Annotated in this window: 23 protein-coding genes and 1 riboswitch; of the genes, 13 read left to right on the top strand and 10 right to left on the bottom strand. The window is 38.7% G+C overall.

Annotated elements, in window-relative coordinates; translation table 11 throughout:
* The first annotated feature begins 13 nt into the window (after nucleotides 1-13).
* On the top strand, nucleotides 14-850 hold the full coding sequence (locus ASC84_RS19985) for a class I SAM-dependent methyltransferase (protein WP_056517894.1): 837 nt from the start codon (nucleotides 14-16) through the stop codon (nucleotides 848-850).
* 130 nt (nucleotides 851-980) lie between these two features.
* Here the strand turns inward: ASC84_RS19985 and ASC84_RS19980 are convergent, their stop codons facing one another.
* Nucleotides 981-1,799: a sulfite exporter TauE/SafE family protein gene (locus tag ASC84_RS19980; protein ID WP_056517893.1), complete on the bottom strand. Its 819-nt coding sequence runs from the start codon at nucleotides 1,797-1,799 to the stop codon at nucleotides 981-983.
* 96 nt (nucleotides 1,800-1,895) lie between these two features.
* Here ASC84_RS19980 and ASC84_RS19975 point away from each other — a divergent pair, with 96 nt between their 5' ends.
* From ASC84_RS19975 to ASC84_RS23525, 3 genes are all read left to right on the top strand, one after another.
* Nucleotides 1,896-2,675, top strand: coding sequence for a helix-turn-helix domain-containing protein (locus ASC84_RS19975; protein WP_056517891.1), 780 nt, complete (start codon nucleotides 1,896-1,898; stop codon nucleotides 2,673-2,675).
* Nucleotides 2,676-2,888: 213 nt separating this feature from the next.
* A complete protein-coding gene (locus ASC84_RS19970; protein WP_056517889.1) occupies nucleotides 2,889-4,991 on the top strand; it encodes a TonB-dependent siderophore receptor in 2,103 nt (700 codons plus the stop codon).
* 287 nt (nucleotides 4,992-5,278) lie between these two features.
* Complete coding sequence (locus ASC84_RS23525) at nucleotides 5,279-5,401, top strand: hypothetical protein (protein WP_264753258.1); 123 nt, start codon at nucleotides 5,279-5,281, stop codon at nucleotides 5,399-5,401.
* Between the two features lie 227 nt (nucleotides 5,402-5,628).
* Here the strand turns inward: ASC84_RS23525 and ASC84_RS19965 are convergent, their stop codons facing one another.
* Complete coding sequence (locus tag ASC84_RS19965) at nucleotides 5,629-6,048, bottom strand: type II toxin-antitoxin system HicB family antitoxin (protein WP_056517888.1); 420 nt, start codon at nucleotides 6,046-6,048, stop codon at nucleotides 5,629-5,631.
* Nucleotides 6,049-6,112: 64 nt separating this feature from the next.
* On the bottom strand, nucleotides 6,113-6,280 hold the full coding sequence (locus ASC84_RS22545; protein ID WP_016539635.1) for a type II toxin-antitoxin system HicA family toxin: 168 nt from the start codon (nucleotides 6,278-6,280) through the stop codon (nucleotides 6,113-6,115).
* 193 nt (nucleotides 6,281-6,473) lie between these two features.
* Here ASC84_RS22545 and ASC84_RS19960 point away from each other — a divergent pair, with 193 nt between their 5' ends.
* Nucleotides 6,474-7,862: a methylenetetrahydrofolate reductase C-terminal domain-containing protein gene (locus tag ASC84_RS19960; RefSeq protein WP_056517886.1), complete on the top strand. Its 1,389-nt coding sequence runs from the start codon at nucleotides 6,474-6,476 to the stop codon at nucleotides 7,860-7,862.
* Nucleotides 7,863-7,884: 22 nt separating this feature from the next.
* Here the strand turns inward: ASC84_RS19960 and ASC84_RS19955 are convergent, their stop codons facing one another.
* Nucleotides 7,885-8,547 (bottom strand): epoxyqueuosine reductase QueH, encoded by a 663-nt coding sequence (locus ASC84_RS19955; RefSeq protein WP_081401080.1) that lies wholly within the window; start codon nucleotides 8,545-8,547, stop codon nucleotides 7,885-7,887.
* Nucleotides 8,548-8,867: 320 nt separating this feature from the next.
* Here ASC84_RS19955 and ASC84_RS19950 point away from each other — a divergent pair, with 320 nt between their 5' ends.
* From ASC84_RS19950 to ASC84_RS19925, 7 genes are all read left to right on the top strand, one after another.
* Nucleotides 8,868-9,782 (top strand): LysR family transcriptional regulator, encoded by a 915-nt coding sequence (locus ASC84_RS19950; RefSeq protein ID WP_004724679.1) that lies wholly within the window; start codon nucleotides 8,868-8,870, stop codon nucleotides 9,780-9,782.
* A gap of 483 nt (nucleotides 9,783-10,265) precedes the next feature.
* Nucleotides 10,266-10,367: riboswitch (guanidine-I (ykkC/yxkD leader) on the top strand.
* Nucleotides 10,368-10,397: 30 nt separating this feature from the next.
* Entirely contained in the window at nucleotides 10,398-11,153 is a 756-nt protein-coding gene (locus ASC84_RS19945) for an urea amidolyase associated protein UAAP1 (protein WP_056517884.1), read from the top strand.
* An 11-nt stretch (nucleotides 11,154-11,164) separates the two neighbouring features.
* Nucleotides 11,165-11,833 carry an urea amidolyase associated protein UAAP2 gene (locus ASC84_RS19940; protein WP_056517881.1) on the top strand — a complete coding sequence of 223 codons (669 nt, stop codon included), beginning with the start codon at nucleotides 11,165-11,167 and terminating at the stop codon, nucleotides 11,831-11,833.
* A gap of 2 nt (nucleotides 11,834-11,835) precedes the next feature.
* A complete protein-coding gene (gene uca / locus ASC84_RS19935; protein WP_056517880.1) occupies nucleotides 11,836-15,441 on the top strand; it encodes an urea carboxylase in 3,606 nt (1,201 codons plus the stop codon).
* A gap of 331 nt (nucleotides 15,442-15,772) precedes the next feature.
* On the top strand, nucleotides 15,773-15,898 hold the full coding sequence (locus ASC84_RS23520; protein ID WP_264753257.1) for a hypothetical protein: 126 nt from the start codon (nucleotides 15,773-15,775) through the stop codon (nucleotides 15,896-15,898).
* 4 nt (nucleotides 15,899-15,902) lie between these two features.
* Nucleotides 15,903-16,337, top strand: a complete 435-nt coding sequence (locus ASC84_RS19930; RefSeq protein ID WP_056517878.1) for a CopG family ribbon-helix-helix protein — start codon at nucleotides 15,903-15,905, stop codon at nucleotides 16,335-16,337.
* Nucleotides 16,338-16,354: 17 nt separating this feature from the next.
* On the top strand, nucleotides 16,355-17,377 hold the full coding sequence (locus ASC84_RS19925; RefSeq protein WP_056517876.1) for an ABC transporter substrate-binding protein: 1,023 nt from the start codon (nucleotides 16,355-16,357) through the stop codon (nucleotides 17,375-17,377).
* A 119-nt stretch (nucleotides 17,378-17,496) separates the two neighbouring features.
* Here ASC84_RS19925 and ASC84_RS19920 read toward each other — a convergent pair whose 3' ends face one another.
* The 6 genes from ASC84_RS19920 to ASC84_RS19895 form a co-directional block, all read right to left on the bottom strand.
* Nucleotides 17,497-17,826, bottom strand: coding sequence for a multidrug efflux SMR transporter (locus ASC84_RS19920; RefSeq protein ID WP_004724663.1), 330 nt, complete (start codon nucleotides 17,824-17,826; stop codon nucleotides 17,497-17,499).
* 16 nt (nucleotides 17,827-17,842) lie between these two features.
* Nucleotides 17,843-18,730 (bottom strand): hypothetical protein, encoded by an 888-nt coding sequence (locus ASC84_RS19915; protein WP_056517874.1) that lies wholly within the window; start codon nucleotides 18,728-18,730, stop codon nucleotides 17,843-17,845.
* Nucleotides 18,727-19,731: an isopenicillin N synthase family oxygenase gene (locus tag ASC84_RS19910; protein ID WP_056517872.1), complete on the bottom strand. Its 1,005-nt coding sequence runs from the start codon at nucleotides 19,729-19,731 to the stop codon at nucleotides 18,727-18,729. Before ASC84_RS19910 ends, ASC84_RS19915 begins: the two co-directional genes overlap by 4 nt.
* Before the next feature lie 77 nt (nucleotides 19,732-19,808).
* Nucleotides 19,809-20,690 carry an ABC transporter ATP-binding protein gene (locus tag ASC84_RS19905; RefSeq protein WP_056517870.1) on the bottom strand — a complete coding sequence of 294 codons (882 nt, stop codon included), beginning with the start codon at nucleotides 20,688-20,690 and terminating at the stop codon, nucleotides 19,809-19,811.
* Nucleotides 20,690-21,634 carry an ABC transporter permease gene (locus ASC84_RS19900; RefSeq protein ID WP_056517868.1) on the bottom strand — a complete coding sequence of 315 codons (945 nt, stop codon included), beginning with the start codon at nucleotides 21,632-21,634 and terminating at the stop codon, nucleotides 20,690-20,692. The genes ASC84_RS19905 and ASC84_RS19900 overlap by 1 nt, the downstream gene beginning before the upstream one ends.
* 452 nt (nucleotides 21,635-22,086) lie before the next feature.
* Nucleotides 22,087-22,320, bottom strand: coding sequence for a hypothetical protein (locus tag ASC84_RS19895; RefSeq protein ID WP_004724652.1), 234 nt, complete (start codon nucleotides 22,318-22,320; stop codon nucleotides 22,087-22,089).
* Nucleotides 22,321-22,597: 277 nt separating this feature from the next.
* Here ASC84_RS19895 and ASC84_RS19890 point away from each other — a divergent pair, with 277 nt between their 5' ends.
* Entirely contained in the window at nucleotides 22,598-23,209 is a 612-nt protein-coding gene (locus tag ASC84_RS19890) for a LexA family transcriptional regulator (RefSeq protein WP_004724650.1), read from the top strand.
* Nucleotides 23,210-23,465 lie beyond the last annotated feature (256 nt).

The following is a 23,465-nucleotide window of genomic DNA, read 5'->3' as shown; positions in this document are numbered from 1 at the left end:
TGAGGAATACGTAATGAAAAAAATATCGCTTAACTTACAGGATGACATTGCCGACACGCTATTGATTACCTTATATGCCAAATCCGTTGAAACGCAGAAAAAAAATCCTTTAATTAATGACCAAACAGCCTGTGAGTTGGTGGAAAAAATTGATTATGATTTTTCAAAATATAAAAACAAGAAGGCCACGTCTGTAGGTGTTGCATTGCGTTCAACACATTTTGATCAGAAAGTTAAAGACTTTATTCAGCTTCATCATTATCTTAATCATCAGCCGATTATTGTATTTGTAGGCTGTGGTTTAGATAGCCGTATACAACGTATCGGTAAAAGTGCTGAACATGCTGAGTTTTATCAATTGGATATTGCTGAAGTGATTGAGCAACGTCAGCAACTTATTCCCGCGCATAAAAATGAACACTTTATTGCAAGTTCAATGTTATCGACCACATGGATGGATCAATTAAAAGAAACGCATCCCAATGGTCATTTTATGTTTGTGATCGAAGGGGTATTGATGTACTTCAATCAAGCACAAAATCAACAGGTGTTAACAGCTTTAGCTGAACGTTTTTCAGGTGCTGAACTGCATTTTGACATGCTCAATGCTTGGATGAGTACTAAGTCTGCTTTACACGACACTGTGAGTAAAACCAAAGCCACATTTAAGTTTGGTTTGGATGATGAAAAAGACATTGAAACATGGCATCCCAAACTTAAACATGTGCGGACTTATTTGTTTAATCAATTTAAAGGTTGGCATCGAATGGGGTTAATGTTAACGACATTGATGTCAATTGTGCCAAAACTCAAAACTTCTTCACGTATTGTCATGTTTAAAATTAGCTAGCGTTTTTTTAAATGTTACTTGATTGAGCCATATATAAAATTTAAAAATATTAACGTTAAACGATATATGGCTTGGTTTTTAGTTGGATTGTTAACAGATAATCTCCAAGCCTTTAAGCCACCAGTCTCCCTTATTGAAATAAAATACTGATCAAAACCAGCGTGAGTAATAGGATATAACCACGCTCATGCATTTGATTAGACAATTTTCCGGTCCATTGTATTGCCAATTTCATGCCTAAAAAGCCGCCTATAATCAATGCAATTAAAGCAGGGTAATAAAAATAACCAACAAAATGCGTTCCTAAATGTTGTGGTTGGATAATTTGCCCAATGATCAAGGTGATACAACCGGCTATGGCAACAGGCATACTCAAAGGATTTGCAAGGGCAACGGCTGAAGACATATCCAAACCACAGCGACGGAACAGAGGAACAGTCATCACACTGCCTCCGACACCCAACGCTGATGCAATCCCGCCGATAAAGATGCCGCCTAGACCTTGTTCTGTTTTGGTGAGTAATCTTATTGCTTGTGGATTTGAATGCGGCTGTTTGAATTGACGAAGCAGACAATCAAAAATTGTAAAACACAAATAGAGCGCAAAAGACCATTTTAATACATGTGATGAAATATTTAGGGCAAGTAAAGTGCCTAAAATTGCGCCAGCAGCAATCCAATATGCGATTGGGAAGAGGTACTGCTTGTGTATTTTTCGCTGTTTATATTGTTGATAAGTTGCCAAACCAGAGTTGATCACCATCAACAATAATGAGCTTGCAACCGCACTTTTAAAAGCTAAATCATAGGCCGTAGAATGAATTGGATATTGCATACGAATTGTCGAATAAACCAAAGGAACAACAACAAAGCCACCAGCAAAACCAAATAATATGGTGAGTATGCCACTGACAAATCCTGCAACCAATAAAATAAGATAGAGTTCCATACACAGAGATCTTTCAAAATAAATACCAGTTTAAGGATTTCTCGATTGGTAAAATTTGTTATATTCCGCATTTAATTACTCAAATCAGACATGGATATGAAACAAATCTCGATTCATAGTGTTGAGCATTTAAAACATAAAATGATTGCGATAGAAACGCAGTACGCTGAGTATTATGTGTTGAAGATGCACAGCCATAAACGAGCACAATTACTCTATGCTGCTCAGGGTGTGATGCATGTAGAAACACCACAAGGAAACTGGATCATTCCTCCAGAAAGGGCAGTTTGGATTCCACCACAAGTTCCGCATCAATTGACTTTGTTTAATGTTAAAACCTGTAGTTTGTATATTCTTCCTGAAGATGTCCCGAGGCAGATTGAATGTTGCGAAGTGCTGTCAATTTCGCCTTTGCTTCGACAATTACTTTTAAAAGCACCAGCATTGAATGAACCGCTTTCTAGACATGATGAGCTGATTCAAGAATTGATTTTAACTGAGCTAGCCGTTTCTGAAAAAATTGAACTGCATTTACCTTTGCCGGAAAATAAAGCCATTTTAGAAATTTGCCAAAAGTTCTTAAAGCAGCCCAATATTCATTTATCACCCGAAGAAATTGCGACACAACTTTATATCAGCGAGCGGCATTTTAGTCGGCTGTTTAAAAGTGAAGTCGGGATGTCTTTTTCAAAATGGCGACAACATGCTTGTGTACTGTTAAGTCTGGAAAAATTGATCCAAAATCAGCCAATACAGCACATTGCTTATGATTTTGGCTTTAAAAATCCGGCTGCATTCACCACCATGTTTCATCGAGTTCTAGGTTTAAGCCCAACTCAATATATGAGTCATCTGCAAAATAAAACATCTAAATAAACACTATTATTAATTTTTGACCGATCGTTATAAAAGAATAAGCCTAACTTATCAATGATGTGATTGATACAGTCTAATCATTAGAAAAATCATGTTTTATTTAAAGCGTGCTTCTTTTCAAACTTATATCATTAAAAGGAAAGCGTAAAAAATAGTGATAAATATAAATGAAAATGATTATAATTATGCTTCAAGTTTTTAGGTCATTGTTTAATGCAATTTAATAAATCCTCCCTCGCATTTTCAGTTTTTGCCATCATGCTATCCACCGCTCATGCTGAGTCAGAATCAGATATAACGCAAAATGCTGTAAGCAATAAATTGCCAACGATTACCGTACAAGCAGACAGTGATAAAAAAGCCTATGCAGCAAAAACAGCAAGTGCGGTATTGCGATCTAAAGCGCCTTTATTTGAAACAGCTCAGTCGATTAGTGCGATCACCAATCAGCAAATTGAACAAAAGCAAGCAAAAACAGTAGCCGAAGCTTTAGAAGGTGTGGCAGGTGTGACCTCTGGTCAATATGGACGAAGAGGCTGGGATGATTTTATTATTCGTGGACAAATATCCAGTTCACAAACTTATATTGATGGGTTGCGTATTCAAGCATCAGATAATGTTTTAAGAGCGGAAGATATTTCTGGCTTAGAGTCTATTGAAGTGGTCAAAGGCCCAACCTCAGTTGGTTTTGGTTTGGCGCTGCCAGGCGGTTTAGTCAATTTAACCACCAAACGACCGCAAGCAGAAACCGCTTACAAAGGCACATTAAGTTATGGAAGCTATGGTTTAAAAGAAGGTACATTTGACCTGAACTATGCACCTGACAATCGTGCAAAAGGCGCTTTTCGTATTGTAGGACGGATCTCTGATCAAGATGACCCGACTGACCATGTTTATTTTAAAAACCAATATATCGCTCCATCTTACAATTTTGATTTAGGCGATAAAGATGATTTATCTGTCATTGCCAGCTATCAACATCGTGAATACATCCGTCAACAGGGTATTCCTTATAGCAAAGGCAATTATAAAAAATACCCTTCAAGTCTATTCTTTGGCGAACCTGATCATGGTTATGATGTCGATGTTTATCGTCTAGGTGCAAATTATGCGCACTACTTTGACAATGCTTGGGTGTTTAAACAAAACTTTGCAGTCACCAAAACTGATACCCAAGGCAATCCGATATTAGCATCAGGTAACAATCCTCTACCAGACATTAAACGTGCTGTAAATAATCAAGACAAACAAGATACTAACTACACCTTGGACAATAACTTACAACGTAATTTTGATTTTGGAAAGATCAACTATGATGTGATGGTCGGTGTTGATATGATGCGAGAGCGCAGTGATTATTATCGTAGAACTGATACCATCAATTCTTTTAATGCCGACCGTCCAGTTTATGGGATCACCAGTACCAAACTGGGGGCACCAACGCAACAACTAACCTATAGCCAATATACTGGTTTATATCTACGCAATACACTTAAAGTAGATGATCACTGGATTATCGGATTGTCTGGTCGACATGATTGGACTCAGGTTGAAATTGACGATGTATTAAAAAATAGCAGCAGCAAAAACTCAGACAATGCATTTACGGGCAGTGGATCGGTGATGTATCGTATCAACGATATGTTTGCACCATATATCAGTTATTCGACCTCGTTTATGCCTGTAACAGATGCCGGTGAAAATGGTCAATTGCTGAATCCTGAAGAGGGTAAACAGGCCGAAGTTGGGGTCAAGTTACAAGCACTGGATCAGCGTCTACAAGGCTATATTGCCTATTATGATCTGACCCGTAAAAATGTAACTGAAGCAGATATTTCTGGAAACTTTTCAATCCAAACAGGCGAACAAGTCACCAAAGGTTTTGAAGCAGAAATTGCTGCGGAATTAACCGATCAATGGAATGCCACAGCAACCTATAGCTATATCCCAACAGCAAAAGTCACTGAAAGTGTGATTGCCAGTGATATTGGCAAACGTACCAATCATGTACCTAAAAATGCCAGTTCGTTATCTACCCAGTACTATTTTAGCCCAGATAAATTAGGTTGGAATATTGGTGCGGGGATTCGTTATCAAGGTTCTCGAACAGCACAACGTAGTACAGATTTTGTCTACTTACCAAGTTATGCCTTATTTGATGTAAATGCGGGTTATGAAGCCAAAAATTGGGGTGCGGGTTTAACGATTAAAAACTTATTTGATAGAGAGTATCTGGCAGGGACCACACCAAATGCACAATTGGTTAATTGGGGGGATCCAATGATGGTTCGTCTGAATGTGAAATTTAAATATTAACAGTAGCTTAGTTTAGATATAGTTTTCACTATTTGAATTTAATAGCAAGACATAAGCTTTATGGGTATTGGAGACAATACCCATTTTTTTCAGTATAAAAAAGTTAAATTTAAAATATTTTTATTTATCAATATATTAGCTATAGTGAAACCACCTAATTATTCATATAAGTGATTTCTATCAAGTCATTAATCATAAATAAAGCTTATATTTTTGTATGAACTTTTAGAAACTATTGGTTATTAATTCGTTTTTTGTGCTTTTGAATCATGGATGGTGATCCTACCGTGTGGCGACAGGGATGTCGCCGTTGGGCGGGGGTACAGGACGTACCCCTCGCCAAACATGAGCAAAAACAAAGCACGGCTTTGTTTGCAGCGCAAGGTTTGGCATCTCCCTACGAAAAGTGAGACGTCGCCTACGCAAAGGGATCTAAACCTAGAATGTAAGATGTGGCATTGCAAGCCTTTTTATAATCAATTAATTTATTTCTCCATGCAATTGATTTAATTGATATATTAATTAAAAGAAATTACATTAATGTGTCTGAGTTTTTTGACAGGTTCACTATAGTAAAGTGAATAACCATACGTATTGTGGTACAAAAAACCCGCCATTTGTAGGCGGGTTTCTTTTTTTAGATTATAAGCTGGGGTTGTTTGCCTAAGGCTTTTAATGCATCAACAACAGTATCAATTTTTGTTGAGTGATGTAGATCTACAATACGAGTAATCTCTTGTTTAGGTTTATGGAGCAATCTTGCGAGTTCTACTTGAGTTACTTTTTTCTCAAGCATTAAGTTTAAAAGTAAAACTTTAGACGCAATACTTATTGGAACTTCAATAAATACTTCGTCTTCTTCAAGCGTTTTACTCGGTAAAGGAATAGACCTTTGATCTTCAAAATAAAAGTCCATAGCGGTTATAAGTGCATCTTGAGCCATCTCTTTGGCTTCATCTAAAGTATCACCTTGGGTAATAGCTTCGGGAATATCTCTAAACTCTACAACATAACCACCATCTTCTAGATCTGGTTTAAGTTTAGCTGGATAAAACATGTATTAAATCTCCGAAATAATGTGAACAACAATTTCATCTTAAGAAAGGTTTGAGGGCGAACCCTCAAATTCCTAATTGCTTTCTTATTGCTTTTACCAGTCCTGTTTTTAACTCAGTATGGCGAGGTATAGTGCTTTGTTTCTCATTTAAATAAACCTTGGTGTGTTTACTACCTTCTACAAATGTTGCGCCCAAACCTTTTAACTCTTTGATGAAATCACTTCTCTTCACACTTAGCTCATTTTATTGAACATAAGTATATGGTAAACAAAAATGATGACCGTGTAAACAAAAATGTTTACTGAGCGGAGCTAAGCATTTTTATCAAGATTATTTAGAAAGCATTTTATGATTACAGCAATTCGATTTAAAACATTCTATAATTCAGGCCTATTTATTTTGCTGTATTTATCTAAATTTTTTTATGTCTCAGCTTTCCCAATACTTTGCTCAAAACCAATTTTGTTGTTTGGTGGAATATTTGCCTTCGATGCAAGAGGTATTGCCCGTAGCAACACAACTGGCGGGCTTTCCTGTATGTATGACTTTGTCAGATCGAGTACGTTCAGATGAAGATATTGCACCCTTAATCGCCGCGCAATCTTATCCGCAGCAGATTGAAAAAGTATTGCACTATGCAGGTAAAGGCCGAGATATTCATGATTTCAATCTGTTTTTAACGCAAGCCAAACAACACGGACAGCAAAATTTATTGTTACTGACTGGCGATAAGTTAAAACAACATCATGATGGACAAGGTAGCCACGCTCGAACACGCTATTTAGAATCGGTGAATGCGGTCATCGCTGCCAAACAACAGGGCGGCTTTCATATTGGCGTTGCTTTGAATCCGTTTAAATATAGCCAAGCAGAAAAACAAGCGCAGTATTTAAAATTACATAAAAAACTACAAGCCGGCGCTGATTATATTATTACCCAGTTAGGCTTTGACCTCGTGGCACTTAAACAAGCACATGAGTTTTTAATTGAAGAAAACTATACACAAAAAATTCTTGCTTGTGTGATGCCGCTGACTTTAGCACGAGCGAAATTTATGCTGAAACATAACGTTGCAGGTATTGTGATTACACCACATATGCTTGAAGTGTTGGCTCAAGAACATGATTCTGATCAAACTGAAAATACTTATTTACGTTGTGCTTTGCAAATTTTGATTTGTCAGCATATTGGTTATGCTGGTGTGCATCTTTCTGCGTGCCATAAAGCCGATGAGCAAGCGATTTTAACTAGTTATATTGAACAGTATCGACATCTTGATCTTAAACAATGTGAACAATTATGGACTCAATTATGGCAGCTTAAAACGGGCAATGAATTACGCCCAGCTGCTGTAGAAAAGTCTAAGCTGAGTAATTTGCATCAGAAAGTGAAATATCAATTTTTAGATACCATTCACAGTACCATGTTTAATTCCAGTTTGGTCAAAGGGCTGGGTGCTTATATTTTTAGTGCGAATTTTTGGAATAAAGCCCTTGCAGCAAAATTACTATTACAAGCGGAATATTTGAGTAAGCACTTTATTGTCGGGTGTGAGAGCTGTGGTCAGTGTCGGCTGGCTGAAACCTTATATATTTGCCCTGAAACTTGCCCTAAAGGTCTGGCAAATGGTCCATGCGGTGGCACACATTTAGACCGTTGTGAATTTGGGGATCGAGAGTGTATACACTCTATCAAAGCTCGATTGGCTGAAGAGGTCGATCAAATTCAGATATTAAAAAAACAGCTGATTCCAACTGTACCGATAGAAGTACGTGGAACCAGCTCTTGGAAAAACTGGTATGTGAAGCAGTGATAAAGGGACGAGTTTGAATAAATTAATTTTCCTCGTCCATCGCATTGGTATAAAACTTTTCACCTAATTTGATTCGGTCACGACCGTTTTTCATACGCCAGCGATTGGTATCTCGCAGTGAATAAACACAGCCACAGTATTCTTGTTGGTAAAATTCTTCACGTTTGCTGATCTCGATCATACGATGTGCACCGCCACTTTTACGCCAGTTATAATCCCAATATTCAATTTGTGGATAATGTGCGGCAGCTCGGATTCCACAGCCGTTAATTTGTTGCATATCTTTCCAACGCGATATGCCCAATGAGCTGCTGATTAAACTAAATCCATGTTCGTGTGCGTAGAGTGCGGTTCTCTCAAAACGCATATCGAAACACATGGTACAGCGGATGCCTTTTTCAGGCTCATTTTCCATACCTTTGGCACGTTCAAACCAATTGTCTGTATCGTAGTCACAGTCAATAAATGGAATATTATGCTTCTCAGCAAAGCGAATATTTTCTTCTTTGCGAATTAAATATTCTTTGACTGGATGAATATTTGGATTATAGAAAAAAATTGAAAAGTCGATGCCTGATTCAATTAAGGTTTCCATGACTTCACCTGAGCACGGCGCGCAACATGAATGCAGCAACAATTTGTCGTGGCCTTGGGGGAGTGTGAGCTTTTGGCGTTCCAGAGTCATGTTAAACAATATAAAAAATGAATAATCTTCTATTCTAGAAGTTTTAACGTCTTGTGGTGTTTGAATTCACTGAAATGTTTTCAGTCTATGCTGAAAGTTTTTAAGGATGATATTTTAAATCACCAGATTTAGTTCATTCAAAAATGGAGTGATTTAATTGTATGGATGAGTAAGAGCATCTTCAATATTTTTACGTATTATTTAAAAATGAATAAAAATAACAAATTTGAAATTTAAGTGAAAATAATTAAACATAAACATCATCAATCCGTTATGCTATAGCCAGATCACCTTTAACATATTAATTTGGTAATGACGGAATGTTAGAACTTCGACATCTAAAAACACTTACTGCTTTACGTGAACATGGTTCATTGGTTGCAGCAGCAGGAGATTTGTGTTTAACGCCTTCGGCTTTATCACACCAGCTTCGAGAGTTAGATCAATGGTTTGGTGTCGAAGTGGTGAATCGTCGCTCACGTCCAGTGAGTTTTTCTAATGTTGGTCAACGATTACTGAAACTTGCTGATGATATTTTGCCACAAGTGCAAATTGCCCAGTCTGATATTACCCGTATTGTGCATGGGCAAACAGGACGAATCGTTTTCTCTTCTGAATGCCACAGTTGTTTTGATTGGCTTATGCCATTGCTAAACCAGTATCGTCAACAATACCCAGATGTAGATTTAGATTTTGCCTCAGGATTTGAAGCCAATCCGCATGAGTTATTACAAACCGGTGAATTTGATTTGTTAATTACAGCAGATCCAATTGCGCTAAAAGGGGTAGAGTATTTTCCAATTTTTGAATATGAATCGAGATTGGTACTCTCAATCACGCATCCTTTGGCGCGAATGAAAGAAATTACGGTGCAAGAGTTGGCGGAAGAAACCTTGGTGACCTATCCAGTGGATAAGCATCGACTGGATATCATGTCGAGATTATTTATTCCTGCCAATATTCAGCCAAAACATATTCGCACCACAGACTTAACTCAAATGTTGATTCAACTTGTGGCAAGTGGTCATGGTATCGCAGCACTGCCTGATTGGGTGGTCAATGAATATGAGCAAAAGGGCTGGGTGGTTTCTCGCCGTTTAGATTGTGTCGCGCCTGAAGGTTTACGTCGAACCTTATATGCAGGTTATCGTGTAGAAGAAAAAGAAAAAGATTATTTTGATGGCTTTCTCAAGCAATTGGATAAATTCTCGAAAAAAAGAGCAACGTATTACTAAAATGTATTATTAATGAGCCATCCTGTAGCACCTACTTGCTAAGTACGATGAATCATTTTAACACGCGCTGACTCAGGTTGGTTTTGGCCTGAATCAGTGCGTGTTTTTTATCGAGTGTTTCCGCTATATCCCTGAATTATCTTCTTAAGCAGAATATGAGCAAAAACAAAGCATGGCTTTGTTTGCAGCGTAAGGTTCGCAATGCCCTAAGTCAACCTATCGACGAGCTTAAATATTTTTTGTGCTGCGTTGTTTCGATGACAGGTTTCTTTTCGAAAAGGATTTTATTAGAGATGGATTTTTTTTAGAGACCGTTTTAATTTAGAACGGGTTTTTATTTAGCACATCGCCATTTTTTAGATCATTAATAACTCATTTTTGCTTTCTATGTCCTTAAATGCACTCTTATCGCACAAAATTAGTATTACTAAAGCCTAAAATCGTAATACCAGATTGGCACATCCTTTGCATCAAATAAAATTATAAAAAGTGATCTAGGGTTCCGATACTTGTCTAAAAGAGTATGACTGGACCGAGAGTTCGCGGTTCGAAAGAACTACACGGAGGGATAAAAGCCCGGGAGGAAGTCAATAAACTATCCGAACAGGAGTGGCTATGCATACGACAAATTATCATGATCAACAGGTCATTTGGTCTGAAAAATTACCCGGTGGACATCACTGGTCAGGTCGCATTCCCAAAGGAAGCGTACTTCAATTTAAAGCTTTATCTGCCGATGCCAATGTCTCTTTATTTTGTGTGAATGCCCATGACAGACTTGAGCGTTTTAATATGCCAGATAGTTTAAAAGGGCAACATACTGCTTTTTTAACTCAAGGTCATGTGTTGTATTCCGATTTGGGGCGGGTTATGGCCTCAATTATTCATGATGATCATGGCTGGAATGACGCTTTGTGTGGTCCAAGTCGTCCAGAACAAATCCAAGCTACTTTTGGAATAAAGACATTCCAAGATGCCCGAAATCAAATGATTCAAAATGGTTTAGATGGTTTGCTGGTTGAAATGAGTAAATATTCACTTGGGCAAATTGATCTCAGCGCAACAGTGAATTTATTTTCAAAAGTGACCCCAGATGATGCAGGTGCATTATCTTATATTGGCTCAGACAATACTGGGCAAATCATTGAACTGCGTTTTGAAATGGATTGTTTTGTATTCTTATCGGCTGCACCGCATGGTTTAGATCATTCAGCGCAATATGCTCCCGCTGATATAGAAATGGGTCTTTTTACCGCATTGTCCTTAATGGAAAACGATATTTGTCGAGACTCATGTCCGCAAAATCAACGTGCATTTGACAATAACCAGCGTTATTACGCGCTGAGTTCATCTAGTAACACACGCATTTAAGGACAATCATCATGAGCATTTTAACTTCAATCGAAAAGCCTATTTTAGATCAAGCCTTGTTAAATGAAGTTTGTCCTGCGGGTGAAGCATGGATGGGCGAAGTAAAAAAAGGCCAATATTTCCGTATTGTTGATTTAGAAGGCAATCAAGCCGTCGATACCTTATTTATGTCAGCAGAAAACCCAGCAGAACGTTATAGCGCAACAGATACTTTGGCCATTAATCAGCATGTTTACCTTGAAAAAGGGACAACCTTATACAGTAATTTAGGCCGCCCAATTGCAGTGATTGCCGATGATAACTGCGGTCGTCATGACACCTTAGGTGGTGCCTGTTCATGTGAAAGTAATACGGTTCGCTATGCACATGACACCTATCCGATGCACAGTTGCCGTAATAATTTTATGTATGCATTAGCCAAACATCCGATTGCACAAAAATATCAGTTAAACGTTCGGCACATCGGCCCCAATATTAATTTCTTTATGAATGTGCCTGTCAGCTCGGATGGCCATTTAACCTTTGCTGATGGTATTTCTGCCGCTGGCAAATATGTGGAAATTCAAGCTGAGATGGATTTAATCGTACTGATTTCAAATTGTCCGCAATTAAATAACCCATGTAATGGCTATAACCCAACGAAAATTCAATTGCTGGTACACAATGGTATGGGAGCATAAATATGTTTAAAAAAGTTCTTATTGCCAATCGTGGTGCAATCGCTTGTCGTGTGATTCGTACACTAAAAAAACTTGGCATTGCTTCTGTTGCTGTCTATTCAGAAGCTGATCAGGATTCTTTACATGTGACTTTAGCCGACGAGGCATTTTGTATTGGTGCTGCACCAGCACAACAAAGTTATTTAAATATTGAAAAAATTCTTGAAATTGCCAAGCAAACTGGCGCTGAAGCAATCCATCCGGGTTATGGTTTTTTGTCTGAAAACGCAGAGTTTTGTGACCTATGTGAAAATCAGGGCATTGCCTTTATTGGGCCAACCTCAAGCCAAATGCTGGACTTTGGTCTAAAACATACGGCCCGCGAACTGGCGATTAAAAGCCAAGTACCACTCTTGCCGGGAAGTTCTTTGCTTTCAGGCGAACCAGAAGCAATCACCGAAGCTGCACGTATTGGCTATCCTGTGATGTTAAAAAGTACTGCGGGTGGTGGTGGTATCGGTATGCGTTTGGTTTGGGATGAAGCGGAACTCAAAGACGCTTATCAAACCGTTTCGTATTTGGCCCAAGCCAACTTTAAAGATGCAGGCTTGTACTTAGAAAAATTTGTGCAGCATGCTCGACATATTGAAGTACAAATTTTTGGTGATGGAAAAGGGCAGGTATTGGCTTTAGGAGAACGCGACTGTTCTGTACAACGTCGTAATCAAAAAGTCATAGAAGAAACACCCGCACCTCATTTAACCGATGAGCAACGTGACTATATTCAAACTGTCGCAATTCAACTTATGCAATCTGTGAATTATCGTTCAGCAGGTACGGTTGAGTTTGTGATGGATACTGAAACCGAGCAATTCTATTTCTTAGAGGTGAATACGCGTCTACAAGTTGAGCATGGCGTAACGGAACAAGTCTATGCTGTAGATCTGGTTGAATGGATGGTGACTTTAGCCAGTGGCGATTGGTCAGCACCCACTGAAAAATTAGCGTCAAAAGGACATTCGATTCAAGTTCGTTTATATGCGGAAGACCCGATTAAACAATTTCAACCCAGTGCAGGCTTACTGACCTATGTGCAATTTGATCAAAATGCACGGGTCGAAACATGGGTTGAAACTGGTTCAAATGTATCTTCATTTTATGATCCTATGCTTGCCAAAATCATTGTGATGGCATCTGATCGACGGTCAGCGATTCAAGCCATGCAATCTAGTCTGGCAGATACACAGATTGCAGGAATCGAAACCAATCTGGAATACCTACAAAATATTATTGCGGGTGAGGTGTTTAATTCAGGGACACAAACCACACGCTTCTTAAACAGCTTTGTATGGAAAACCCAAAAAATTGAGGTTTTACAATCGGGTATTCAAACCGCAATTCAGGATATTACTGGTCGTTTAGGGTACTGGGATGTGGGTGTTCCACCATCGGGTGCAATTGATCCTTTAAGTTTAAATGTCGCCAACCAACTTTTAGGCAATCCTTATAATACTTCTGGATTGGAATGTACCTTACAAGGGCCAAGTTTAAAGTTTCATTGTGATAGTCAAATTGTGATTACTGGTGGCGACATGCCATCTAAACTGGATGGCGTACTGGTTCCAATGTGGCAAACCGTAAATGTTAAAAAAGGTCAGGTGTTAAAGTGTGGAACAATGAGCACTGGATGCCGAAGCTATATTGGGATCAAAGGTGGCTTTCATGTTCCCGAATATCTAGGTTCAAAAGCAACTTTTACACTGGGACAGTTTGGTGGGCATGCAGGGCGTAATTTATTAATAGGGGATATGCTTGCGATTACTGAATATTCATCTGATCAAAGCAAAAGTTTAGCCGCAGATCAAATCCCTAAATTTGCGCGTCATTGGGAAATTGCGGTGATGTATGGTCCGCATGGCGCACCAGATTTCTTTACCAAAGACGATATTGATAGATTCTTTAGCAACCAGTTTGAGATTCACTATAATTCGAGTCGTACAGGTATTCGCTTGATTGGCCCAAAACCTGAGTGGGCACGTGAAGATGGCGGTGAAGCAGGTTTGCATCCATCAAATATTCATGACAATGCTTATGCAATTGGTGCGATTGATTTTACAGGCGACATGCCGATCATCTTAGGGCCTGATGGTCCAAGCTTAGGTGGCTTTGTTTGTCCAGCTGTGGTGATTCATTCTGAACTTTGGAAAATTGGTCAACTTAAAGCAGGTGATAAAGTTAAATTTATTCCTGTCAGTTATGCGCAAGCAAAAGCCTTGGATCACACATATCATCAAAGCCTTATCGCTTCTGACACAGATGAAGTGAATTTTAATCCTGTATTCCACGCGGAAAATGACACATTAGAAAATGCTGTTTTAGCCACACGCGTAGGACAAGCACATTTACCGAGTGTGACTTACCGACCTGCGGGGAATAGCTATTTATTAGTTGAATATGGTGATTTGGTTTTAGACTTAAATCTACGGTTCCGTATTCATGCTTTGATGCAATGGGTAAAAGAGCAGAATATCCACGGAATTATTGATCTGACTCCGGGGATTCGTTCATTACAAATTCATTTTGATTCAATTCAAATCGATCAACTTGAGCTATTGGAAAAACTTCAACGAGCGGAAGCGGAACTGCCCGATATTCACAATATGCAAGTGCCTTCACGGACCGTGTATTTACCACTGGCATGGGAAGATTCACAAACCCAATTGGCGACTGAGCGCTATACACAAATCGTCCGTCCTGATGCACCGTGGTGCCCTGATAATATTGAGTTTATTCGTCGTATCAATGGCCTAGCATCAAAGCAAGCGGTAAAAGATGTGGTCTATAGTGCCAATTATCTGGTCATGGGATTGGGTGATGTCTATTTAGGTGCGCCCGTTGCCACACCACTTGATCCGCGTCAGCGTTTGGTCACAACAAAATATAACCCTGCAAGAACTTGGACACCAGAAAATGCTGTTGGTATCGGTGGGGCATATATGTGTGTTTATGGTATGGAAGGTCCCGGGGGCTATCAATTTGTGGGACGTACCACACAAATGTGGAGCCGTTATCGTAAAAATGCCAATTTTGAAGCTGGCAAACCGTGGTTATTACGCTTCTTTGATCAGGTTAAATTCTATGAGGTTTCAGAAGTAGAATTGCTACAAATGCGTGAAGATTTTAAAGCAGGGCGTTTGCAACTGCGTATTGAAGATGGTGTGCTTAATCTTAAAGAATACAATGATTTCCTTGCTGCAAATCAAGACAGTATTCATGCTTTTAAACAGACGCAACAAGCCAACTTTGAAGCAGAGCGCCGTCGTTGGCATGCTGCAGGTTTACAAGAATATGTATCAGAAGGTTTAGATACTGTAGAGGATGGCGAAGCAGTCAGTATCCCCGAAGGTGGTTGTGCAGTTGAATCACATATGCCTGGTTCAATCTGGAAAATCGAATGTGCTTCTGGAGATATTGTTGAAGAAGGTGCAACCCTTGCGGTGATTGAAGCGATGAAAATTGAAATTCCGATTGTTGCACCTGAACGGATGAAGGTGGAAGCCATCACCATTGAAAAAGGTCAGACGGTTAAGACTGGACAGGTGTTGTTTACCTTAGCACCTGTAGCCTGATAAAAATCAACACAGGAGCATCAGTGATGATGCTCCTTTTCTGTTTCAAACATAGATTTAATTTTTTCTATTTGCTTTACAGCCATAATCCTATCAAGTGTCATAAGTTAGAAAGACTTAGCCGATTAAAATTAAAATAAAAGAGGCTTTACTGTTAAACCTATATAACGCTTCGCGCTATGCTTGTGCATTTAATTTATTTTTGCCCAAAAATCATCCATAAATACATGCTAAAACCAGCAAAAACTTGGTTAAAAACTGGCACATTTTCTGCATTGTTATATCAGTAATACAAAAACCTAATTTGGTAATACTGAGATGGAGTTGTGCTATGAATCAGGTCAAAACAGCAGTCAAAAAAACACATCCGCTTAAAGCATTTTTTATAGATTTATTCAGTGTACGTGCAGGCGTATATATCAAACAAAACACTTCTGTCAACAAGGTAAAAGGATAAGTTTGTGGCTAAACAAAAGTTGGCTCGAATCAGCATTACTGTACCTGAAGCAACGCTAAATGCACTCGATCAGAAAATTGTTGATCAGCACTACGAAAGTCGTTCTCAAGCGATTGTTGACATGATCAATAAACACCTGATTGCGGAACAGGCACAGGCAAATGAAGTCATGGTCGGCACTTTGACCATTCTTTATGATGCAGGACAAATGCCACTTCGAAATCAACTGATTGATTTACAACAACAGTTTTTAACACAAGTGATCAGTTCACTGCATATTCAACTTGATCAACAAAAAATCTTACAAGTCATGCTGATGCAAGGGGCAAGTTCTGAGCTTTGGCATATAAGCCAACAATTTACAGCACTCAAGGGTGTGATCAAAGGGCATCTGGAGCTGATGGATGCTGTGATGCCACCAATTCTGCAAAATGATTAAATCGGGGGAGTATCTGTATGATCCATAAATCTTTATTATCAGTATCACTATTATCTGCAATGTTGTTCGCTGGTTGTGACAACACAGCAAAAATTCCACAAGCGAAAGAAGGTACTCAAGCTTCAGCAAATGCAAAACCAATCACCATTGGCTATAGTGATTGGCCGGGTTTTGTGGCGTGGCAGGTTGCGATTGAAAAAGGCTGGCTAAAAGAAGCTGGTCTCAATGTTGAGTTTAAATGGTTTGATTATTCAGCATCACTCTCAGCCTTTTCAGCCAATCAATTAGATGCAGTATTTGTCACCAATGGCGATAACTTGGTGACGGCATCAGGTGGTACCCAAGGCATGATGATTATGGCAACGGACTACTCTGCGGGCAATGATGTGATTATTGCCAAAGATGGGATCAATAGTATTCATGATTTAAAAGGTAAATCTGTTGGTGTTGAAAAAGGTCTGGTCGATCACTTGCTCCTTGCAACAGCAATGTCAGATCAAAAAATCCCAATCAATGAAATCAAATTGGTCAATTCTGCCACCAATCAATTACCACAAGTTCTATCCAGCCCCGATGTTTCAGCGATTGCGGTATGGCAACCTGTTGCCAGTCAGGCATTAAAAGCGGTAGCTGGATCAAAAATCATTTATACATCGAAGGATAAACCAGGATTAATTTATGACACCCTGACCGTAAATATGAGTCATTTAACTGCACATAAAGATGAATGGAAAAAGATCCTTCAAGTGTGGGACAAGACGGTGAAATACATCAATGATCCTGCGACACATGCAGATGCTGTAAAAATTATGGCAATTCGTTCTGGGGTCGATCCAAAACAATACGAAACAATGGTGAATGGTACCCATTTACTTGATTTAGAAGCCAATCAAAAAGTCTTTAGCAAAGGCAATGGTTTTGATTCGATCTATGGCTCGTCTTATCACGTCAATAAATTCAACGTGGAAAATGGCATCTATAAAACCGAACAAAATGTCGATGGTCTGATTTATCCAACATTGTTACAAGAGTTGAAATAACGTTTTTTAAAAGAGTTAGATAGTTTGAAAAATAGCCTAAGCATGTCTCGGGCTATTTTATTTTAGGTGCAAAAATATTATATAGAGCTTAATCACATTAAAATATGATTATCCATTGATTATATTTCTGTGCTTTTTGAAAAAAGATGAATAATTAAAATTCCAATAATCATAAATACCAAACCAATGATTGCAGCTAAATCTAAGTGTTGTTTGTAGTAAAAGAAGCCGACTAAAGACACTAAAATAATACCTGCGCCCGACCAAAGCGCATAAGTAATACCAACAGGAATCGTTTTCATGGTCAGTGATAAAAAATAAATGGCAACCGCATATCCGATCACGGTGATGATCGATGCAGATAACTGACTAAAACCATCAGATGCTTTCATGGCAGAAGTCGCGATGACTTCTGCCACAATGGCAATGATTAAATATAAAAAAGACATTGCTTGGAAATATTCCTTATAAGGCTATTTTTGCATGATGGAAAAGGTGATTTTCTTCATGATCAAACCAACTTTGGCTAGCAGTTGAAGTGCCCGTGAGTGTTGTAAAGCAAAAATCTGCTTGAAATACATCGAGTGTGAAATATAAACGGCACAGTTCACCATCGATAATTCGCTGTTGTACTAGTGTGTTGCGATCAAGCTGTTGGAAATTTTCAAGATCAATCTTGCTTCCAACTTTGTTGGTGACGGTACTAAGTTCGATGATCTGTTGATCAAAACTGATCGAAACCTCATAGTCTTGGATAGCTTCTAGACTGATCTGTTGCTGAAAAATAGCATCTGTTAACGTCTCAGCGGATTTAAGAGCCTGTTGTATATCGGGATGTCGAGACTTGGCAAAGGCAATAAAATGATCACAAAGGATCAAGCCGCCATCCGCAGGATAACTGGTATTTAACTCAGTATTTTCAATTTTAAATAAACGTAAGCCAAGATAAATGCCACGCGTCGCTTGTTGACGCCAATCCTCAACATAAGCATGGCTGGGTGAAAACTCGAGTATGGCATTGCCAATCGAATACAATTTTGCAGGTTCGGGCCATTGCACATGATTTTGATAATTACTGCTGAGATGCCATGAAAGTAATTGATTTTGAGCATCCCAAAGAGTATCGCCAACCCAACCTTGTCGTTCTAAAACGGGTGTTAATCGAGGGTCTTTTAAGCGTAAATCAATGGTAAATGTCTTGGATTGAAACCAATAGACCAGGGTGTTTTCATCGGTTAAACCATTGGCAAAGGTAATGCTCTTACGGCGAAAAGCACCCAATAAATATTGCGGCAATAAGCAGGCTGAATCATCCGTTGGTTTAAGTTGTGTACAGAGTTCTAATAAGTTCATTTCGACTCCTCATTTTGGCTTAAACCAAATGAATAAAGCGGGCGGGCATTTTCAAGTTGAATGTCGCCCCGTGCCACTTTTTCTTTGAGATACTGAAAGGTTTGTGCGGTTTGATTAAAAAGATGTTCACCTCCTTTTAAAGGCGCATATTGTGCAGGCTGATCTTTGAGTAAAGGCTGAATTACATAGTCATAATCACAAGAGAAGAAAAACGGGAATGAATAGCGTTCTTCAGACACTTTTTTAACACGATGTTTGGTTGCTAAATATCGACCATTGGATAAAATTTCCATCATATCGCCAATATTCATAACCAAAGTATTTTCAAGAAGGGGGATATCAATCCATTGCCCCGTTTTATCAAGCACTTGTAATCCGGGCGCTGTGGGTAATAGCAAAGTGAAACATTCATAATCGGTATGCGCACCGATACCTTCTTTATCCTGAATTTCAGGATGGTAAGGATAATGAATTAGGCGAAGTTGGCTGGGGGCTTTGGAAATATGTGCATCAAAATAATGCTCATCTAGACCGAGTGCCAGTGCAAAACTTTGGAAAATTTCATGCCCAATCGCTTTGATATGCTGATAATAGGCAGAGACTTGCTGCTTAAATATCGGGTCATCAGGCCACTGTGTTGGGCCAACCAAGGGGCGACGATCTGCTTGGCTCTGGTGATCATAATTGACATCATAGGCCTCTTTGAGATCATAACTTGTTTCAACAAAGCGTTCTTCACCGATCGGCACATAACCACTATGATTTTCTGATAAGCCAATATAATGCTGCATCTTAATGGCAGTATCTTGGGCAAAGTATTGCTGGGCAGTGTGATAAAGCTTTTGAAATAACTCAGGTTTAAATTGTTCTCCTGTTAAATATAAGAAACCAACATCTTTACATGCCTGATCTAAAGCGTGTGCGACCGTGAGTCGATCTTGAAGCTCAGGGCTGGAGAGTAAAGAAATGTCCACCAGCGGTAAAACATATGTGTTTGACATGAATATCACCAAGGTTGGCCGTCCAACAAAGAATTTAGCGATTTGGGTCGTCCCAAATGCTCTAAAAATCCGTCTGCTTATTGACCTGTACTGACTTGGGTCATACGCGGTATTTTGGGTAAGTCTTGTAGTGATGGATCTAGCTCATCTTCCTGAGCATGGACCAACTGATCCACTCGCGCTCTTAAATGTTGAAAAGCGGGTGTTGCCATAAGATCTAATGAACGTGGGCGCGGTAAATCTACTTCAATAATTTCTTTAATTTCACCGGGATTGGCTTTTAACGCGACAATACGATCAGCCAATAAAATGGCTTCATCCATATCATGCGTGACAAAAATAATTGTGATATCAATGTTTTGCCATAAATCCATTAAGTGTTTTTGCATCTTTTGGCGAGTATGCGGATCAAGCGCACCAAAAGGTTCATCCATCAATAAGATTTTTGGTTCATTGACCAAAGCTCGTGCTATGGCAACACGCTGTTTCATTCCACCAGAAAGTTGATGTGGATATTGGTTTTCGTATTTGTCTAAGCCAATAATATTGATCCATTCCCGTGCATTGGCTTCCGCAGTCATTTGGCTGGCACCTTTCATTCGTGGGCCGAACATGACATTTTCTTTAACCGTTTTCCAAGGAAATAGGGTATATCCCTGAAATACCATGCCACGTTCAGGGCTTGGGCCTGTAATAGCTTCGCCATCGACCAAGATCTCACCACTATGATATGGATCTAAACCTGCAATCACTCGGCTTAAGGTTGATTTTCCGCAGCCTGATGGACCGATCACACAAATAAATTCACGCTTATGGATTTTAAGATCCAGTTGATTTAAAACGGTTCGTTCAGTTTTACCATGTTTAAATACTTGGCTCAGTCGTTTGGCCTCTAAGATGATAGGGCGTGCATAAATTTTTTGAAAATATTCAGCTGAATTAAAAGTTGAGTCATTCATTATTTTGCCCCTGCTTTCCATGCGAACATACGCTCGCCCACTTTCATTAATAACACATCACAAACCAGCCCAATCACGCCGATAATCAAGATCGCGGCATAGACATTGTCAAAGTTTTGATAGCGTGCTTGTTGAGTAATAAACCATGTAATACCTGAGGTCGTACCAATCAATTCAGACACAATCAAATAGGTCCACGCCCAACCCAGCAAGACACGTAAATCACGGTAAATATCTGGAAAAGCCGCAGGAATTACTACATTGAATAGGCTTTTAAGCTTATTGGTTCCAAGGGTATAGCCGGCTTCAATTAAGCCTTTATCGACCATACGGGTTGTATTGGCGATAATTAGGATTTGTTGAAATAGCGTTCCAATTACAATAATCGCAATCTTAGGCGCATCATTGATTCCGAGAATGGCAACAGCAAGTGCGCCAAATGCAGGTGCAGGTAAATAACGGAAAAACTCAACAAAAGGTTCTGTAAGCAGCGATATTTTTTGTGAGAAACCACAGAAGATCCCCAGCGGAATACCAAAAATTGAAGAGATTAAAAAAGCAGAAAAAACGATTTTAATACTGTGCCATAAGCTTTGATGAAACCATGGTGTATCTGGTTGTTCTGGCGGTGTGGTAAATGCAGTGACCAAGGCTTTAGCCACTTCATGTGGTGCAGGTAAGTAAATGGGATTAACTAAAATACCTTGTGGTGGTGCAGAATGGTGATCGACCGCATTTTGTGCCTCACTATAGAACACACTTTTTTCAACACGGCTGCCAACTTGAAAATACGAGACACTACCAGAATTTGTAATTTGCACTTGAGGGTGCCAAATAAAAGGTAAATAACTGACCGCACACCAGAGCAAAATAGGGATCAAAAAAGAACATAAGCTCAGTAATAGCTTGTTCTTTTGACCAATTTCCTTTGCGACATAACCCATATTTACCGCCCTCATTTTAGCTTGAGTATTACGATTATTGAAAAACGTAATATTTATTAAGCAAAATAAGTGCCATGAATAAACAGGAGGAATTGGATTGATCTGAGTATTTCAGCAACTCGTGAATACGAGGTGATCAATGATCTTTATAAGTGACTGATAAAGCGCTCAGTAGGGGGCTCAATAAAAGGGCAAGATAATCAAGAAACGGATAAAGCAGGAATAACGAAAAAGGAATAATCAAACAAGAGATCATGGGCGGTGAGTATTTGATTAAAAAGCTTAATACTTATGACAAGGATCTAAACTCAATCGATAGCGTGATCAATTGAAAATTAAATCGTCGTTGTATCGAGGGGAATACAACGACATTTTAATCACGAAATACATATCAAATCATAAACTTCAGTTGAATATTTAAGCAAATCCAATTTTATCAGGTTGGCATCAGCTTAAAGTGGAAGAGGTTCTAAACCTTTAACAATATCACTAAATTCAGAACCATTTAACCAAAATGATTTCTTTAAAAATAATGTGGTCATGATACTTTCAGCGATATCGCTATTGGTATTTTCACAAAATAAACCATACTGGCTGCCTAACACATTATTGTCTTCAATCAAACGAATATAGTAAGCATGTTGTTCGTCTGCATAACCAAGAATTGCATCACGTTGAGTCGCCATTTTTATGTCTCCACATAGAAAATCAATCAATTAAGTGCTTAAGTGGGATCAGAGAACTTATTCAAAAATATCAATAAATTAACAAGATGTCTGTATTCTAAATTATTGATTTATGATAAGTATATTGATTATCTTTGTCGTCCTTGTTCAAATAGATGTATCAAAACTGATCGATAGAGTTATTGTTATTCAAAAAAAACTTGCCGTCAACTTGAATTTGTAACTTTTTCAAGCTATATTGATTTTACAGGCTTTTATGAAGCATATAGGATAAATAATGTCTAAGAAAGTAGAATTTGAACACGGAGGTGCGAGAGCCAATGCTGGGCGTAAGGCACAGTTTAGTGAGCCGACCAAAGTTATCCGTGTCCCAGAGTCACAAGTAGATTTTATCAAAAACTGGTTACTGAAAAATTTCAAAAACGGCCAGCTCAGTGATTTAAGCTCTAGCATGAATATCCAGACCATTCAGCCTAAAAATGATAAGGTCTATCAGATTCCACTTGCGACAGAACGAGTCGCTGCTGGTGTGCCATTTTCTGTTCAAGATAGCATAGAACAATCATTGGATATGAATGAATATTTAATTCGAAATGAAAGTTCTACCTTTATTGTTAAAGCAAATTCGCTTTCAATGCTAGATGTTGGTATTGATATTGAAGATCCATTGATTGTAGATCGTAGTATTTCTGCAAAATCTGGTGATATTGTGATTGCCCGTATTGATAATGATTTCACGGTGAAGCGCCTGATGATCGATAAACAGTTTGATCCACCGAAAGTTTGGTTAAAAGCTGAGAATCCAGAATTTAAAAATATTTATATTGAAGAAGGGCAAGAATTTGAAATCTGGGGTGTGGTAACCTATAACTTAAAACGCATGCGTTGATTGAAACAATCTATTCGGATAACGCTGAAAGTCTTTTGTATTTTAAAGCAACATTCTTGTTGCTTTTTTTTAAGATACATTTAAGGGATTTAATCCAATATCCAAATTTTAATGGGTAGGTCTATGTTTATGATATCGAATTATTTTGAATAAAAGATTCATTTTATCAAGAGTCTTTTTAGTTTTATGTCAAAAATATGCCCATGTTATGTTTAGTATGTAAAGGATCGGATAAAAACCCTACCGTTTACATTGG

This window comes from Acinetobacter sp. Root1280 (assembly GCF_001425285.1).
Classification (GTDB): Bacteria; Pseudomonadota; Gammaproteobacteria; order Pseudomonadales; family Moraxellaceae; genus Acinetobacter; species Acinetobacter guillouiae.
Note: the sequence above shows the minus strand (reverse complement) of the source record. Positions and strands in the feature narration are given on the sequence as shown.

Coding starts and splice junctions, on each gene's coding strand:
- ASC84_RS19985 (WP_056517894.1), top strand. CDS start 14: ATGAAAAAAATATCGCTTAACTTACAGGATGACATTGCCGACACGCTA.
- ASC84_RS19980 (WP_056517893.1), bottom strand. CDS start 1,799: ATGGAACTCTATCTTATTTTATTGGTTGCAGGATTTGTCAGTGGCATA.
- ASC84_RS19975 (WP_056517891.1), top strand. CDS start 1,896: ATGAAACAAATCTCGATTCATAGTGTTGAGCATTTAAAACATAAAATG.
- ASC84_RS19970 (WP_056517889.1), top strand. CDS start 2,889: ATGCAATTTAATAAATCCTCCCTCGCATTTTCAGTTTTTGCCATCATG.
- ASC84_RS19965 (WP_056517888.1), bottom strand. CDS start 6,048: ATGTTTTATCCAGCTAAACTTAAACCAGATCTAGAAGATGGTGGTTAT.
- ASC84_RS19960 (WP_056517886.1), top strand. CDS start 6,474: ATGTCTCAGCTTTCCCAATACTTTGCTCAAAACCAATTTTGTTGTTTG.
- ASC84_RS19955 (WP_081401080.1), bottom strand. CDS start 8,547: ATGACTCTGGAACGCCAAAAGCTCACACTCCCCCAAGGCCACGACAAA.
- ASC84_RS19950 (WP_004724679.1), top strand. CDS start 8,868: ATGTTAGAACTTCGACATCTAAAAACACTTACTGCTTTACGTGAACAT.
- ASC84_RS19945 (WP_056517884.1), top strand. CDS start 10,398: ATGCATACGACAAATTATCATGATCAACAGGTCATTTGGTCTGAAAAA.
- ASC84_RS19940 (WP_056517881.1), top strand. CDS start 11,165: ATGAGCATTTTAACTTCAATCGAAAAGCCTATTTTAGATCAAGCCTTG.
- uca (WP_056517880.1), top strand. CDS start 11,836: ATGTTTAAAAAAGTTCTTATTGCCAATCGTGGTGCAATCGCTTGTCGT.
- ASC84_RS23520 (WP_264753257.1), top strand. CDS start 15,773: ATGAATCAGGTCAAAACAGCAGTCAAAAAAACACATCCGCTTAAAGCA.
- ASC84_RS19925 (WP_056517876.1), top strand. CDS start 16,355: ATGATCCATAAATCTTTATTATCAGTATCACTATTATCTGCAATGTTG.
- ASC84_RS19920 (WP_004724663.1), bottom strand. CDS start 17,826: ATGTCTTTTTTATATTTAATCATTGCCATTGTGGCAGAAGTCATCGCG.
- ASC84_RS19915 (WP_056517874.1), bottom strand. CDS start 18,730: ATGAACTTATTAGAACTCTGTACACAACTTAAACCAACGGATGATTCA.
- ASC84_RS19910 (WP_056517872.1), bottom strand. CDS start 19,731: ATGTCAAACACATATGTTTTACCGCTGGTGGACATTTCTTTACTCTCC.
- ASC84_RS19905 (WP_056517870.1), bottom strand. CDS start 20,690: ATGAATGACTCAACTTTTAATTCAGCTGAATATTTTCAAAAAATTTAT.
- ASC84_RS19900 (WP_056517868.1), bottom strand. CDS start 21,634: ATGGGTTATGTCGCAAAGGAAATTGGTCAAAAGAACAAGCTATTACTG.
- ASC84_RS19895 (WP_004724652.1), bottom strand. CDS start 22,320: ATGGCGACTCAACGTGATGCAATTCTTGGTTATGCAGACGAACAACAT.
- ASC84_RS19890 (WP_004724650.1), top strand. CDS start 22,598: ATGTCTAAGAAAGTAGAATTTGAACACGGAGGTGCGAGAGCCAATGCT.